The 15,107-nt window shown below is 70.3% G+C and carries 12 protein-coding genes and 1 tRNA gene; 3 read left to right on the top strand and 10 right to left on the bottom strand.

The genetic code is table 11. From position 1 onward, the window contains the following. Positions 1 to 49: 49 nt before the first annotated feature. The 9 genes from prfA to ACN9MP_RS05820 all read right to left on the bottom strand — a co-directional run bounded on the left by prfA (position 50) and on the right by ACN9MP_RS05820 (position 12,037). A complete protein-coding gene (gene prfA / locus ACN9MP_RS05860) occupies positions 50 to 1,132 on the bottom strand; it encodes a peptide chain release factor 1 (protein ID WP_426325934.1) in 1,083 nt (360 codons plus the stop codon). Positions 1,133 to 1,150: 18 nt separating this feature from the next. Beyond that, positions 1,151 to 3,373 (bottom strand): transcription termination factor Rho, encoded by a 2,223-nt coding sequence (gene rho / locus ACN9MP_RS05855; RefSeq protein WP_426324439.1) that lies wholly within the window; start codon positions 3,371 to 3,373, stop codon positions 1,151 to 1,153. Between the two features lie 201 nt (positions 3,374 to 3,574). Further along, positions 3,575 to 4,522, bottom strand: a complete 948-nt coding sequence (gene thrB / locus ACN9MP_RS05850; protein ID WP_426324437.1) for a homoserine kinase — start codon at positions 4,520 to 4,522, stop codon at positions 3,575 to 3,577. Further along, entirely contained in the window at positions 4,519 to 5,607 is a 1,089-nt protein-coding gene (gene thrC, locus ACN9MP_RS05845; RefSeq protein ID WP_426324435.1) for a threonine synthase, read from the bottom strand. The genes thrB and thrC overlap by 4 nt, the downstream gene beginning before the upstream one ends. A 22-nt stretch (positions 5,608 to 5,629) precedes the next feature. After that, positions 5,630 to 6,943 (bottom strand): homoserine dehydrogenase, encoded by a 1,314-nt coding sequence (locus tag ACN9MP_RS05840; protein ID WP_426324433.1) that lies wholly within the window; start codon positions 6,941 to 6,943, stop codon positions 5,630 to 5,632. Beyond that, entirely contained in the window at positions 6,940 to 8,430 is a 1,491-nt protein-coding gene (gene lysA / locus ACN9MP_RS05835; protein ID WP_426324431.1) for a diaminopimelate decarboxylase, read from the bottom strand. The genes ACN9MP_RS05840 and lysA overlap by 4 nt, the downstream gene beginning before the upstream one ends. 148 nt (positions 8,431 to 8,578) lie before the next feature. Further along, positions 8,579 to 9,415, bottom strand: a complete 837-nt coding sequence (locus ACN9MP_RS05830) for a DUF2993 domain-containing protein (protein WP_426324429.1) — start codon at positions 9,413 to 9,415, stop codon at positions 8,579 to 8,581. Positions 9,416 to 9,417: 2 nt separating this feature from the next. Then, a complete protein-coding gene (gene argS, locus ACN9MP_RS05825) occupies positions 9,418 to 11,085 on the bottom strand; it encodes an arginine--tRNA ligase (protein WP_426324427.1) in 1,668 nt (555 codons plus the stop codon). A gap of 64 nt (positions 11,086 to 11,149) precedes the next feature. After that, positions 11,150 to 12,037, bottom strand: coding sequence for a transglutaminase-like domain-containing protein (locus tag ACN9MP_RS05820; protein WP_426324425.1), 888 nt, complete (start codon positions 12,035 to 12,037; stop codon positions 11,150 to 11,152). Positions 12,038 to 12,198: 161 nt separating this feature from the next. On the opposite strand from ACN9MP_RS05820, the gene ACN9MP_RS05815 reads away from it, so the two are divergent. Both ACN9MP_RS05815 and ACN9MP_RS05810 read left to right on the top strand, forming a co-directional pair. Then, positions 12,199 to 13,023: an SGNH/GDSL hydrolase family protein gene (locus tag ACN9MP_RS05815; RefSeq protein WP_426324423.1), complete on the top strand. Its 825-nt coding sequence runs from the start codon at positions 12,199 to 12,201 to the stop codon at positions 13,021 to 13,023. Between the two features lie 44 nt (positions 13,024 to 13,067). Further along, positions 13,068 to 13,143 (top strand) — tRNA-Arg (locus tag ACN9MP_RS05810). Between the two features lie 386 nt (positions 13,144 to 13,529). Here the strand turns inward: ACN9MP_RS05810 and ACN9MP_RS05805 are convergent. Beyond that, positions 13,530 to 13,841: a hypothetical protein gene (locus ACN9MP_RS05805; protein ID WP_426324421.1), complete on the bottom strand. Its 312-nt coding sequence runs from the start codon at positions 13,839 to 13,841 to the stop codon at positions 13,530 to 13,532. Between the two features lie 214 nt (positions 13,842 to 14,055). Here ACN9MP_RS05805 and ACN9MP_RS05800 point away from each other — a divergent pair, with 214 nt between their 5' ends. Further along, complete coding sequence (locus ACN9MP_RS05800) at positions 14,056 to 15,048, top strand: glycosyltransferase family 4 protein (RefSeq protein ID WP_426324419.1); 993 nt, start codon at positions 14,056 to 14,058, stop codon at positions 15,046 to 15,048. Positions 15,049 to 15,107: the final 59 nt, after the last annotated feature.

The following is a 15,107-nucleotide window of genomic DNA, read 5'->3' as shown; positions in this document are numbered from 1 at the left end:
CACAGCGCGAAAGCAGGTTTCGACAGCGCGAAGCGTCGGCGGGGCGAGGTCAGGCGTCGTCGCCGCCGAGGGCGGCGAGCCGGGCCTCTTCGTCGGCCTGGATCGCGGACTCGATGATCGGCTCGAGCGCACCGTCCATCACCTGATCGAGGTTGTAGGCCTTGTAGCCGGTGCGGTGGTCGGCGATGCGGTTCTCGGGGAAGTTGTACGTGCGGATGCGCTCGGAACGGTCCATGCCGCGGATCTGAGACCTGCGGGCATCGGATGCTGCCGCCTCGAGCTCTTCCTGCTGCCGGGCGAGCAGGCGCGCACGGAGCACGCGCATGCCGGCCTCGCGGTTCTGCAACTGCGACTTCTCGTTCTGCATCGAGACGACGATGCCGGTGGGCACGTGCGTGATGCGCACCGCGGAGTCCGTCGTGTTCACGGACTGCCCGCCGGGCCCCGACGATCGGAAGACGTCGATCTTCAGGTCGTTCTGGTCGATGTGGATCTCTTCGGGCTCGTCGACCTCGGGGAACACCAGCACGCCGGTCGTCGAGGTGTGGATGCGCCCCTGCGACTCGGTCGCCGGCACGCGCTGCACCCGGTGCACGCCGCCTTCGTACTTGAGGTGCGCCCACACGCCCTGCGCCGGATCGGACGACGACCCCTTGATCGCCACCTGCACGTCCTTGTAGCCGCCGAGGTCGGACTCGTTGCGCTCGAGAAGCTCGGTCTTCCAGCCCTTCGACGCCGCGTACTGCAGGTACATGCGCAGGAGGTCCGCCGCGAAGAGCGCCGACTCGGCGCCGCCTTCGCCCTGCTTGATCTCCATGATCACATCGCGCGCGTCGTCGGGGTCGCGCGGGATCAGCAGGCGCCGAAGTTTCTCCTGCGTCTCGGCGAGCTTCGCCTCGAGCGCGGGTACCTCATCGGCGAACGCCTCGTCCTCACGGGCGAGTTCCCGGGCGGCATCCAGATCATCGGATGCCGCCACCCAGTCCTCGTGGGCTTTGACGATGCGCGACAGCTCGGCGTAGCGCCGGTTCACTCGCTTGGCGCGCGCCGCATCGGCGTGCACCGCGGGGTCGGAGAGCTCCTCCTGCACCGCGCGGTGCTCGTCGATCAGCCCCCGGACGGAATCGAACATCGCGGGTTCGGGCACGGGTCAGCGGATGCTGTTGTCGTGATCGTGGCTGCGGCCGCCGCCGTGTCCGTTGGCCGGCGCCGGGATCGACTTCTGCATCTGCACCAGGAACTCGACGTTCGACTGCGTCTCCTTGAGCTTTCCGAGCACGACCTCGAGGGCCTGCTGGGGCTCGAGACCGGCCAGCGCGCGGCGGAGCTTCCAGGTGATCTTCACCTCATCGGGCGACAGCAGCATCTCTTCGCGACGCGTGGACGACGCGTTGACGTCGACCGCCGGGAAGATGCGCTTGTCGGCGAGCTGGCGGTTCAGGCGCAGCTCGCTGTTGCCGGTGCCCTTGAACTCCTCGAAGATGACGTCGTCCATCTTGGAGCCGGTCTCGACGAGGGCCGTCGCGAGGATCGTGAGGGACCCGCCGTTCTCGATGTTGCGCGCGGCGCCGAAGAAGCGCTTGGGCGGGTACAGCGCCGACGCGTCGACGCCACCCGTCAGCACGCGGCCCGAGGTCGGCGCCGAGATGTTGTAGGCGCGTCCGAGGCGAGTGATCGAGTCGAGCAGCACGACGACGTCGCGACCGAGTTCCACGAGGCGCTTCGCACGCTCGATGGCGAGCTCGGCGACGGTGGTGTGGTCCTCGGCGGGACGATCGAAGGTCGAGGCGATGACCTCGCCCTTCACCGTGCGCTGCATGTCGGTGACCTCTTCGGGGCGCTCGTCGACGAGCACGACCATGAGGTGAACCTCGGGATTGTTGATCGCGATGGCGTTGGCGATCTGCTGCAGCACGATCGTCTTTCCCGCCTTCGGGGGCGCGACGATGAGGCCGCGCTGGCCCTTGCCGATGGGAGCGACCAGGTCGATGATGCGCTGCGTCAGCTTCTCGGGCGCCGTCTCGAGACGCAGGCGCTCCTGCGGGTAGAGCGGCGTGAGCTTGCCGAACTCGACGCGCGTCGCGGCGTCGTCGACCGACAGGCCGTTCACGGCGTCGACCTTCACGAGCGCGTTGTACTTCTGGCGGCTGGACTGCTCGCCCTCGCGGGGCTGCTTGATGGCGCCGACGACGGCGTCGCCCTTGCGCAGGTTGTACTTCTTGACCTGGCCGAGCGAGACGTAGACATCGCTCGGACCGGGGAGGTACCCGGAAGTGCGCACGAACGCGTAGTTGTCGAGCACGTCGAGGATGCCCGCGATCGGGATGAGGACGTCGTCCTCGCCGATCTCGGTCTCGAACTCGTCGCCACCGGTGGCCTGCGTCCCACGGCGCTTGTTGCGCTGACGGCCACGGCCCCCCACCTGCTGCTGCTCGTCCTCGGCCGACTCCGCCTTGACGGGCTCGGCGACGGGCTGCGCGCTCTGAGGCTTGTCGGCCTTGTCGCCCGGGGCCTGCGCGGTCTGGCCGCCCTGCGCGTTCTGGTTGCGGTTGCGGCTGCGGCTGCGGCTGCGGCTGCGGCCGCGTGACGGCACTTCGGCGCCCTCGCCATCAGCCGCCTGCTCGGCGCCTTCGCTCGCTTCGGCCGTCGTCTCGGCGGCAGTGCCGCCCGGGACCTCGGCGGGGACGGATGCCGCGTCCGCGGCCGGCTCGCCGTCCTGTGCCTGCGGGGCCTCCGCCTGCGGAGCGTCCGCCTGCGGAGCCTCGGCCGGCGTCTCGGCGGCAGCGTCGGCGGCAGCGTCGGCGGCAGCCTCGGCGGGCGGTACGTCGGTGCTCTTGGCCCGGCGCGGAGCGCGCTTGCGCGGTGCCTTCACGGGTGCGGCGGGCGCCTCGTCGGCCGGCGCCCCGGCGGCGGCCTCGGCGACGATCTCTTCAGCCACGACCTCGGCGACGATCGCGTCGGCGACCGCCTCCTCTGCCACGGCGTCGGCAACGGCGGCCTCGGCCACGGCCTCTTCGGCCACCGCGTCGGCGATGATCGCCTCGGCGACCGCCTCCTCCGCGACCGCCTCGGCCGCCTCTGCGGCGGCCTGATCGCCGGATTCCTCGGCGACGATGGCCTCGGCGACCGCCGCTTCGGCGACCTCTTCAGCCTCGACGGCCTCGATGACCGCCTCGTCGGCGATCGCGTCGGCTGCCTCAGCCTCGACCACGGCCTGTTCGGCGACTTCCTCGGCGACGACGGCCTCGATCACGGCCTCCTCGGCGGTGGTCTCGGCCTGCGCGTCGACGGTCTCGGCGTTCGAGAGGCCGTCGGGCGCTTCCGCGCGCTCGTCGGCAGGAACGTCAGAATGGATCTCGGAGATGGACTCCACGAGTTCTCCCTTGTGAAATACGAATGGTTGTGCACGACCGCACAGCACTTCGGGTGGCGTCTGCCTCTTCGATCAGTTGTCACGCCTGTCGAATCACCCGCCGACGGGGTGAGGGACCGCGAGGTGCTCAGCGGACGTCGGCAGGAGTCAGAATGCCGTGCGGTGGTTTCGCAGAATTGCGACGGAGGCCAGATTCACGTATTACGTGGAACCCTCCGCGTGCTCCCTCACTGTACCACCCTTGAAGTCGACGGCGAGCATGAGGGCCTCCCACGGGGTGTCGGTCGTCGACGCCGCGAGAGCCGCGGCCTCGAGGCGTCGTCCCGGGCCGTCGGCGAGCACGAGCACGCTGGGACCCGCCCCCGACACGACGGCCGCGAAACCGGCCGCGCGCAGGGCGCGGACCAGGGCGTCGGTCTCGGGCATGGCGCTCGCGCGGTAGTTCTGGTGCAGCTTGTCTTCGGTGGCGGCCTGCAGCAGCTCGGGGCTCTGGGTGAGAGCGGCGATCAGCAGCGCAGACCTCGAGACGTTGAACACGGCGTCCTCACGAGGCACGTGAAGCGGCTGCAGGCTGCGCGCGAGCTTGGTCGACATCGTGAAGGCCGGAACGAAGACCAGCGGCGACACACCACGGTGCACCAGCAGCTTCTTGTGCTGGGGGCCGTCCTCGTCGACCCAGGCGATCGTCAGGCCGCCGAACAGGGCGGGCGCGACGTTGTCGGGGTGCCCCTCGAGCTCGGTCGCCAGCCCGAGCAGGGCGTCGGGTCCGAACTCGACGTCGCCCTCCAGGAGCCCCTTGGCCGCGAGGAGCCCCGAGACGACCGCCGCACCCGACGAACCGAGCCCCCGGCCGTGCGGGATCACATTCCTCGCGATGAGCCTGAGTCCCGGCATCCGCCGACCCACCGACTCGTAGGCGTACGCGATGGCGCGAACGACCAGGTGCGACGCGTCACGGGGTACGTCTGCCGCGCCGGCGCCCTCGACCTCGATCTCCAGCTCCCCCTCGGGCAGCGCCGTGACTTCCAGCTCGTCGTACACGCTCAGCGCGAGCCCGAGGGTGTCGAACCCCGGCCCGAGGTTCGCGCTCGTCGCCGGAACCCGCACCACGACGCGACGGCCGGGCGCGGGCACGACGGCTGCGTTCACGCCGTCGCCGCCGCGGGGGCGAGGTCGAGGACGGATGCCACCTCCGACGTGGTCGCGTCGACGACCGTCGGCTCGACCTCGGAGCCGTCGGCGTTGCGGAGCGCCCAGTGGGGGTCCTTGAGGCCGTGGCCGGTGACGGTCAGGACCACGCGCGCACCCTGCGGCACGACGCCCGCTTCCACGCGGTCGAGGAGACCGGCCACACTGATCGCCGACGCCGGCTCGACGAAGACGCCCACCTCGCCCGCGAGCAGCTTCTGGGCGGCCAGGATACGGTCGTCGTCGATCGCGCCGAACCAGCCGTCGGTCGCCGCGCGCGCCTCGAGGGCGAGCTCCCACGAGGCCGGGTTGCCGATGCGGATGGCGCTGGCAACCGTCTCGGGGTTCTTGACGACCTCGCCGCGCACGAGCGGCGCGGAGCCCTCGGCCTGGAAGCCGAACATGCGGGGCACCCGGGTCGAGACGCCGGCCGCGGCCTCTTCGGTGTATCCGCGGGTGTAGGCGGTGTAGTTGCCGGCGTTGCCCACGGGGATGAAGTGGAAGTCGGGCGCGTCGCCCAGCTGCTCGACGATCTCGTACGCCGCCGTCTTCTGGCCGTCGATGCGGTCGGGATTGACCGAGTTGACCAGGTGCACCGGGTAGTTGTCCGCGAGCTCGCGGGCGATCTCGAGGCAGTCGTCGAAGTTGCCGCGGATCTGGATGAGGCGGCCGTTGTGCGCGACGGCCTGGCTGAGCTTGCCCATCGCGATCTTGCCCTCGGGTACGAGCACCGCGGCGGTGATGCCGGCGTGTGCGGCGTAGGCGGCGGCCGACGCCGACGTGTTGCCCGTCGATGCGCAGATGACGGCCTTTGCACCGTGCTCGATGGCGCGCGACACCGCGACGGTCATGCCGCGGTCCTTGAACGAGCCCGTGGGGTTCATGCCCTCGAACTTCACCCAGACGTCCGTGCCGGTGCGGCGCGACAGCGCCGGTGCGGGCAGGAGGGGGGTGCCGCCCTCGCCGAGGGTGACGACCGTGGAGGCGTCCGTGACGCCCAGACGATCTGCGTACTCGCGGAGGACTCCGCGCCAAACATGTGCCATGTCAGTTCTCCTTCAGAAGCCTTCAGTTGCCTTCGACCCGCAGCACCGAGACGACGCGCTCCACGACGCCGCTCGCGGCGAGACGGTCGACCGTCTCGCTGAGGTCCTGCTCCAACGCCTTGTGCGTTCCGATCACCAGTCGCGCCACGCCGCTGCCGTCGTCGCCCGAGGCGACGACGGTCTGCTCGACGGTCGCGATGGACACGCGGCCGTCGCTCAGGATGCCCGCGACCGTCGCCAGCACGCCCGGCTGGTCGTCGACCTCGAGGGTGATCTGGTAGCTCGTGGTCACTCGTCCGACCGGGACGATCGGAAGGTTCGCGAGGGTGGACTCGCCGACGCCGACGCCGCCCGCGATGTGACGGCGCGCCGCCGACACGACGTCGCCGAGCACGGCCGACGCCGTCTGCACGCCGCCGGCCCCTGCACCGTAGAACATCAGGTTGCCGGCCGCCTCGGCCTGCACGAACACGGCGTTGTTGGCGCCGTGCACGCTCGCGAGCGGGTGCGCGCGGTCGATGAGCGCCGGGTAGACGCGCACCGAGATCGACTCGCCGGACCCGTCGGTGAGGCGCTCGCACACCGCCAGCAGCTTGATGACATAGCCGGCGTGGCGCGCGGCATCCATCATCGACTTGTCGATCGACGTGATGCCCTCGCGGTGCACGGCGTCCAGCGGCACGGTCGTGTGGAATGCGAGGCTCGCGAGGATCGCGGCCTTCTGTGCGGCGTCATAGCCCTCGACGTCGGCCGTCGGGTCGGCCTCCGCGTAGCCCAGCCGCTGCGCGTCGGCGAGCACATCGGCGAACTCCGCGCCCTCGCCATCCATGCGGTCGAGGATGTAGTTGGTCGTGCCGTTGACGATGCCCATGATGCGCTGCACGCGGTCGCCGGCGAGTGAGTCGCGCAGCGGGCGGATGATCGGGATGGCGCCGGCCGCGGCCGCCTCGTAGTACACCTCCGCGCCGACCTGATCGGCCGCGTCGAAGATCTCAGGGCCGTGGGTCGCCAGCAGCGCCTTGTTCGCGGTCACGACATCGGCGCCCGAGTTGATCGCCTGCAGGAGGTAGGCCCGCGCCGGCTCGATGCCGCCCATGAGCTCGATGACGATGTCGGAGCCGATGATGAGCGACTCCGCGTCCGTCGTGAAGAGCTCCTTCGGAAGGTCGGCATCACGCTTGGCGTCGACGTCGCGCACCGCGATGCCGACCAGCTCCAGTCGCGCGCCCGCCCGGTCCGCGAGCTCGTCGGCGTGCTGACGCAGCAGCGAGGCCACCTGCGAGCCGACGGCGCCGGCTCCCAGGAGCGCGACGCGGAGGCGGCGGTAGTCGGTCACTTCGTCTCGTTCCGTCCACTCGGTACAGGCATGCGCTGTCTCCCTTCCGTCGGAGCGCCCTCGGAGGGACGCCCGCGTTCGAACACGGCGGTTGCGAGGCCCGCGTCGCGGGCGAGGAGATCGTCGATCGTCTCGCCGCGCACGATGACGCGCGCCTCTCCCCCGCGCAGCGCCACGACGGGCGGACGGGGGACGTAGTTGTAGTTGCTCGCGAGCGAGAAGCAGTAGGCGCCGGTGGCCGGTACGGCGAGCAGGTCGCCGGGTGAGACGTCCCCGGGCAGGTACTCGGCGTCGACCACGACGTCGCCCGACTCGCAGTGCTTGCCCACCACGCGGACGAGGGCCGGCGCGGCGTCGCTCGAGCGCGACGCGATGCGTGCCGAGAACTGAGCGCCGTACAGAGCGGGACGCGCGTTGTCGCTCATTCCGCCGTCGACGCTGACGTACAGTCGGGCGTCGCCGCTCTCGAGCGCGACGGGCTTGGTGGTGCCGACCTCGTACAGCGTCACGCCGGCGCGGCCGACGATGGCGCGCCCGGGTTCGAACGCCAGGTTCGGAACAGGGATGCCGCGCACCTCGCACTGCCGTGCCACGGCGTCGGCGATTCCCAGGGCGAGCGCCTCGATCGGCGTCGGGTCGTCGACCGAGGTGTAGGCGATGCCGAAGCCGCCGCCGAGGTTCAGCACCGGCAGTTCGCCTCCCTCGCGCAGCTCGGCGTGAAGCTCCACGATGCGGGCGGCCGACTCCTCGAAGCCGGCCGTGCCGAAGATCTGCGAACCGATGTGGCAGTGCAGGCCCACGAACGTCAGACCCGACAGCTCGCGGATGCGGGCGACCGCGGCCGGAGCATCCTCCAGCGTGAACCCGAACTTCTGGTCTTCATGGGCCGTGGCGAGGAAGTCGTGCGTCTCGGCGTGGACGCCGCTGTTGACCCGCAGCAGCACCGCCTGGGTCGCGCCGCGACGCTCGACGATCGCCGCGAGGCGCTCGATCTCGATGAGACTGTCGATCACGATCGAGCCGATGCCCGCCTCGACGGCACGCTCCAGCTCGGCAGCCGACTTGTTGTTGCCGTGGAAGCCGAGCCTCGCCGGGTCGGCGCCGGCGGCGAGCGCGACGGCCAGCTCCCCGCCCGTGCACACGTCGACGGCGAGCCCCTCCTCGGTCACCCAGCGCACGACCTCGGTGGTGAGGAACGCCTTGCCGGCGTAGTACACCCGTGCCTGTGCTCCATGCCGTGCGGCCGCCGCGCGGAAGGCGTCGAGGGTACGTCGGGCGGTGCCCCGCACCTCGTCTTCGTCGATCACGTACAGGGGCGTGCCGAACCGCTCTCTGAGGGCCGTGACAGGGATGCCGCCGAGCTCGAGCACGCCGGAATCGTCGCGCGCCGCGGCCGCGGGCCAGACTGCCGGAGCCAGAGCGTTCGCGTCGGCGGGGCGTTCCAGCCACGCGGGAGCGACGGAACGGGAATGCGGGTCGGCGGACACGGTGGACCAATCGGTGGGAGCTGCGGCGCTGGCCGTCCGGGACTTCGGGTGCGGCTGTGCCGGGCCGGAGGGGTCACGCGCCTGGCAGTGCTAGAAGTCTAGGGCACGCGGCATGCGGCACCCCATCCGTGTGACGCAGGGCGGAATCTCAGGCGCAGACGCCGTTCTCCTGCAAGGACGGGTCGGTGGCGATGGCGCCGTCGACCGCGAAGTCGGCGACGAGCTGCTCGCCCGTCACCTCCACGCCGGTGAGGGTGACACCCGCCGGCAGGTACTGAGCGATGCAGACGTCCCAGTCTCGCAGCACCCCCGTGGCCAGACGGCCGAACGTCTTCTGCAGCTGCGCCGCCGACACCTCGGCGTCGCCGAGCCGGAGGGAGGCGGGGGTGAGCACCAGGTCGCCCTCCGCGGCCGAGGGCGTGAGGGCCGCCGCGACCGGGACCGTCGCGCCCAGCAGCGTCAGATCCACCGACATCGTGACATTCGGCGCTTGCAGGCCGAGGCTCTCGGCCGGGAAGCTCTCGACGTTCGACATCAGGTCGCGAAGCTGCTGCTCGTCGAGGACGAGGGTCGCGTCGGCGTTCTCGATCGCGCCGTCGCTCACCGCCACGCCGTGAGCGACGACCGACATGTCACCCGTGACCTGGGCGTCGGATCCCTCACCCCCGACCGTCACATCGTCGGAGGAGATGGTCAGCCGCGTCAGCGAGCCGGAGATGAGCTGCGGGAGGACCGCCCCGTCGATCTCGACGTCGATCTGCTGATCGGCGGGCAGCGACAGCTGGGTGCGCACCTGGTCCTGCACGATCCCGGTCACCACCTGGCGTGCGATCGCCTCGGCGGCGAACCATGCGGCGACCGCGAGCACCGCGACGATCACGAAGCCGACGACCCAGGGCCACACGTGCCGGCGCGGCGACCGCGCGGCTGCCGGCTCCAGGCCCTCGGGGAGCGGAACCGTCGGCTGCGTGTCGCCTCGTGCCATGGCTACATCCGTTCCGGTGCGCTGACGCCGAGCAGGTCGAGGCCGTTTCGCAGCACCTGGCCCGTGGCGTCGTTCAGCCACCGGCGCGTGCGATGCACCGCCTCGACCGGCTCGTCGCCCAGCGGGATCACACGGCAGTTGTCGTACCAGCGGTGGTAGAGGCCCGCGAGCTCCTCGAGGTATCGCGCGACCCGGTGCGGCTCGCGCACCTCGGCGGCGAACCCGACGATGCGCGGGAACTCCTGCAGCGCGCCCAGCAGTGCCGACTCGGTCTCGTGCGTGAGCAGCTCGGGGGCGAACTCCGAGCGGTCGACACCCGACGCCTCGGCATTGCGGGCCACGTTGTGGGTGCGGGCGTGCGCGTACTGCACGTAGAAGACGGGGTTGTCGTTGGTGCGCTTGCGGAGGATCTCGGGGTCGAGCGTCAGCGGCGAGTCGGCCGGGTACCGCGCGAGCGAGTAGCGCAGCGCGTCGGTGCCGAGCCAGTCCCGCAGATCGTCGAGCTCGATGATGTTGCCCGCGCGCTTGGACAGCCGCGCGCCGTTGACCGACACGAGCTGCCCGATGAGCACCTCGATGTCCTTCTCGGGGTCGTCGCCGGCCGCCCCCGCGAGGGCCTTCAGGCGGTGCACGTACCCGTGGTGGTCGGCGCCGAGCAGGTAGATCTTGTGCGCGAAGCCGCGATCGCCCTTGTTGAGGTAGTAGGCGGCATCCGCGGCGAAGTAAGTGTACTCGCCGTTGGAGCGGCGGATGACGCGATCCTTGTCGTCGCCGAAGTCGGTCGTGCGCACCCACACGGCGCCATCGGAGTCGAAGACGTGCCCCTGCTCGCGGAGGCGGTCCACGGCCTCGTCGACGAGGCTCGGAGCACCGTCCGGGCCCTTCGCGTGCAGCGTGCGCTCGCTGAAGAAAACGTCGAAGTGCACGTTGAACTTCTCGAGCGAGACCTGCAGGTCGCCGAGCTGGAGCTCGTACGCCCGATCCCGCGCGACGAGGAGTTGCTCGTCCTCGGCGAGCGACAGCAGTTCGGGCACGGCGATGAGGACGCGCTGCGCCAGGTCGTCGATGTACGAGCCCGGGTAACCGTCCTCGGGAGTGGGCTCGCCCTTGGCCGCGGCGAGCACCGAGCGTCCGAAGCGCTCCATCTGCGCGCCGGCGTCGTTGACGTAGAACTCCCGGACGAGCGTCGCGCCGCTCGCGAGCAGCAGGCGCGCCATCGAGTCGCCGAGCGCAGCCCACCGGGTGTGGCCGATGTGCATCGGGCCGGTGGGGTTGGCGCTCACGAACTCGAGATTGATGGTGTTCCCTCGCTGCGAGTCGTTCGTGCCGAACGCCGCCCCCGCTTCCACGATGGCCTTGGCGAGCTGACCGGCGGCAGCGGCATCCAATCGGATGTTGATGAACCCGGGACCGGCCACCTCGACGCCCGCGACGCCGTCGACCTCGGCGAGACCTGCCGCGATGTCGGCGGCGAACTCGCGCGGGTTCGCGCCGACCGCCTTGGCGAGCTTGAGGGCGGCGTTGGACGCCCAGTCGCCGTGGTCGCGGTTCTTCGGACGCTCGAGCGGAAGGTCGGCGGCGGTCAGTCCCTCGGCAGCTCCGGGACGCCGCGCCTCCGCGAGCGGGACGACGACGGCGAGCAGGGCGGCGGAGAGGGCATCGGGATTCATAACCGGCCCAGTCTATTCGCCGGGTCCTGGGCGTACGGTCCCGCCCGCTCCGCTGCCGGGCCGCTCAGGAGATCTGCACGAGGGCGCCGAAGTCGTCGGCGGCCGGATCGGACACTTCGTCTCCTGCGCGCTCGCTCGCTGACCGCCCCAGGGGCACGGCGCCGGGAAGGGCGCCGAGCCCGTCGAGGGCCGGCCCCTCGGGAAGGACCCATGCGTCGACGCGAAGGTGCTTGAGGCCGACGTAGCCGCCGTGGTAGCTGAGGAACGCACAGTCCGCGGCATCGCGGCCGGTCGCGATGCGCACCAGCGAGCGACGGTTCGCCAGGCGGGTCGCGTCGATGACGTACCACGCGCCGTCGAGGTACGCCTCGGCGACCGCATGGAAGTCCATCGGGCGAAGGCCCGGCGCGTAGCACGCGGCGTAGCGCGCGGGCATGTCCATCGCGCGCAGAAGCGCGATGACGACGTGTGCGTAGTCCCGGCACACGCCCTGGCCGGTCATGAGGGTGGTGACGGCGCTGTCGGTTCCCTGGCTGAGACCCGGCGTGTAGGTGGTGCTCGACGCGACGAACTCCGACACCCCGGCGATGAGATCGTGTCCCGACAGACCCTTGAACTGGCGACGGGCCTGCTGGAACACCTCGTCGGACTGCGCGTAGCGACTCGGACGCAGGTAGGTGATGGCCTCGAGATCGCTCGTGCCGCGGTGCGCCGACTGCCCGTCGACGGTCGCCTCGTACCGGATCTCGAGAAGGCCGGGCTCGCCGGTGAGCCGGTGCAGGCGGGTACCGGACTGGTCCACGATCTCGGTCGGCGTATAGACGCGATCGCCCTGCGTGAACGTGAGCTGCTCACTCGAGATCGGGGCCGCCTGGGCGGCCGCGATCTGGAAGATGAGGTCGACGGATGCCCCCAGTTCGAGGTCCATCTCAGCCGTCACGACGCGTTGCACCGAAGTATCCTCGCATGCCGCGAAAGCCGCTTCGCGCGCGCCCGCCCCGCGCGCGCCGTGAGAGTGCTGCAAGCGCTTGCGAACCTCAGGATCTGCCGGGTCTTTTCGCCCGGCGACGGCCGGTGTCAGAAGCGCTCCTCCCGATGACTTACCCTCTTCACATGCTCGCGCCCGGCCGCTCTCGCGTACGGCGGCTGTGGCTCCCCTTCCTGGGCGCCCTGCTCGCCGTCGCAGCCGTGTGCGCGGTCGCGGTCCTTCGCCCCTGGGGCGCGCCCGAACCGGTGGCTCCTGCGGCCGTCGCAGAAGGGAAGGCGGCGGTGGCGGCATCCGTCCCGCCCGCTCCCCTGGCACTGCCCGACGGAGCGCGCGTACTGGTCTTCGGGGACTCGTGGGTCTACGGCTCAGCCGCGACCGTGCCGACTCTCGGGTTCGCCTACGTGCTGGCCGACAAGCTCGGCGTCGAGACGGTCGTGAACGGCGTCCGCGGCAGCGGGTACCTGAAGCCCGGCCTCGACGGGCCGGCCTACGGCGAGCGCATCGACGCGCTCGACCCCGCGCTCGACCCCGACCTCATCATCGTCGAGGGCTCGATCAACGACCGCCGGCTCTACCCCCACGGATACCGGGATGCCGTGACCGCGGCGTGGGACGCACTCGCGGCACGCTACCCCGAGGCCGAGATCGTGATCCTCGGTCCCTCGCCGCAGGTGCTCCCGGTCGAGAGCGCGACGCGCAAGATCGACGCCGAACTCAGCGAGCTGGCGGGAGCGCGCGGCTGGTGGTACATCTCGCCGATCGCCGAGGACTGGATCACCGACGCGAATTACCTCGACGTCATCGACACCGGTCCGATCGGCCGCGACCATCCCTCCACCGAGGGCCACGCGTACCTCGCGGAGCGCGTCGCAGCGGCGATCGAGCGCTTGGAGCAGCAGCCCGCCATTGCGGCCGACGCTCCTCACCACGACACTCCCCCGGCCCCCTGACGTGGCGGGGAGAGCCGGCCCGGGATGGTAATCTCGATCGGCACGCCTCCGTAGCTCAGGGGATAGAGCGTTGGTTTCCGGTACCAAAGGTCGCAGGTTCGATTCCTGTCGGGGGCACCATAGAACGCTTACTCGAAACAAGGTCCAAGTCCGTCGGTTCGAGTAGGTCTTCCAAGGTTTCAGTGTCAGTCGCGCCCGCGCCTTCGTGCGCCGGGCGCGATTTCCTTGTCAGCGCTGCCCAGTTGCGCCGCGCTTCGACAGCAGCATCTGCTTCCGGATGGTGTCTGCCATCTCCTGGACGAACTCGGGGGCAGAGGCATCGTGATTTCGGCAGGCACCGCCGAAATCGAACGAATTCGACCTGCGGTCCAAGCCACGTGAGGGCGCGAGTTCGCGCGCTCCGGAAGGGGCGCCGGTCGGCCCATCCACGGCCGGCGGCACACCGCTGACGATCAAGGCCCTTCAGGATCACGACGTTGGTACGAGCAAGCTCCGCAGGATGCCGTTCAGTACGCGAACGGGTTCCGAAGGTCCTGCATCGGCTGCCCTACCTCGATCAGATATGTCATGGGCAGCGGACCGAACACGTCCACGAGCTCGCCGCCGAGCTGCCGCGGAAAAGCGATCACGAGTTCGATGCCTGGGCGACGCACGTTGCCGATCAGGTAATCCACGCCGCGGATGCGCTTGAGACGACCGCTCACACGAGGTCGTGAACTGCCGTGGTTCGGAGGACGTGCGAACGACACGCGGTGGTTGATGTCGAGGTCGTCGAGATCTCCCACGGCGCACGATCGGGCGCGTGATGACTGTTCCATGCCTCATCGTCCCATGCGGCGGTTGCGCGTGGGGCCGTAGCGCGAGAAGCCCGGGGTACTCGCGGAGCCCGGCGGAGAGCGCGCGAGCCGACCCGCGCTGTGAACCGTACAGGATGGGGGCGTAACGTCCGATCATGAGCGCACAGGCACAGACGAACGGCACTTATGTGCCGGCACCCCCGGCGAACCAGCGAGCGCTCAGGTGAAGATCGCGATGCTCGGTCCCATCGCCTGGCGGACGCCACCGATCGGCTATGGACCGTGGGAGCGCGTGACGAGCCTGCTAACCGAGGGGCTGGTTCGCCGCGGGGTGGAGGTGACGCTGTTCGCGACCGGCGACTCGATCACCGGTGCCGAGCTGGATGCCGTCGCGCCGCACGGCTATGCGGAAGACGCGACGATGGACGGCCGCGTGTGGGAGGCGCTCCACGTCGCGCACGCCCTGGAGCGGGCGGGCGAATACGATCTCGTGCACAACCAGCTGGACTGGCTCCCCCTCGCCTTCACCGCTCACTGCGCCGCACCGATGGTCACGACCGTCCACGGCTTCTCGGGTCCAGCTATCCTGCCCGCGTACCTCGCCTCGGATTCCGCGTTCGTCTCCATCTCCGACGCCGACCGCTCCCCCGGTCTCGACTACATCGCGACGATTCACCACGGCATCGATCCAGCGGAGCTCCCCTATGCGCCCGAGCCGGACGACTATCTGGTCTCGTTCGGGCGCATCCACCCCGACAAGGGCACCGCGGCGGCGATCGAGATCGCGCGCCGGGCTGGCCGCCGCCTGGTGATCTGCGGCCCCATCCAGGACGCCGCCTATTTCCACGATGAAGTCGAGCCCCGCATCGACGGCGAGCGCGTCGTGTTCCTCGGCGCCGTGGGTGCGGAGGACCGCGCGCGCGTCCTCGGTCATGCCGTCGCGCTACTGCATCCGATCGGCTTCGACGAGCCTTTCGGGCTCTCGGTCGCCGAGTCGATGATGTGCGGCACACCGGCTCTGGCGTACCGCCGGGGCTCGATGGCCGAAGTCGTCGACGAGGGCGTGACCGGCAGCACTGTGGCCTCGATCCAGGAGGCGGTCTCGACACTCCCGCGCGTGGTGGCGCTGAATCGCCGTCGTGTCCACGATCGCGCCGTCGAACGATTCGGCGTGGAGCGGATGGTCGACGAGTACGTACGCGTCTACGAGGCCGTGCTCGCTCGCTGATCCTGGGACGACGCCCAGGTCGGACGGGTACCGTGCAACCACAGCGTCCGGTTCTCGAA

It is taken from the genome of Microbacterium sp. E-13 (assembly GCF_049912955.1).
In the GTDB taxonomy this organism is placed as follows: Bacteria; Actinomycetota; Actinomycetes; order Actinomycetales; family Microbacteriaceae; genus Microbacterium.
Note: the sequence above shows the minus strand (reverse complement) of the source record. Positions and strands in the feature narration are given on the sequence as shown.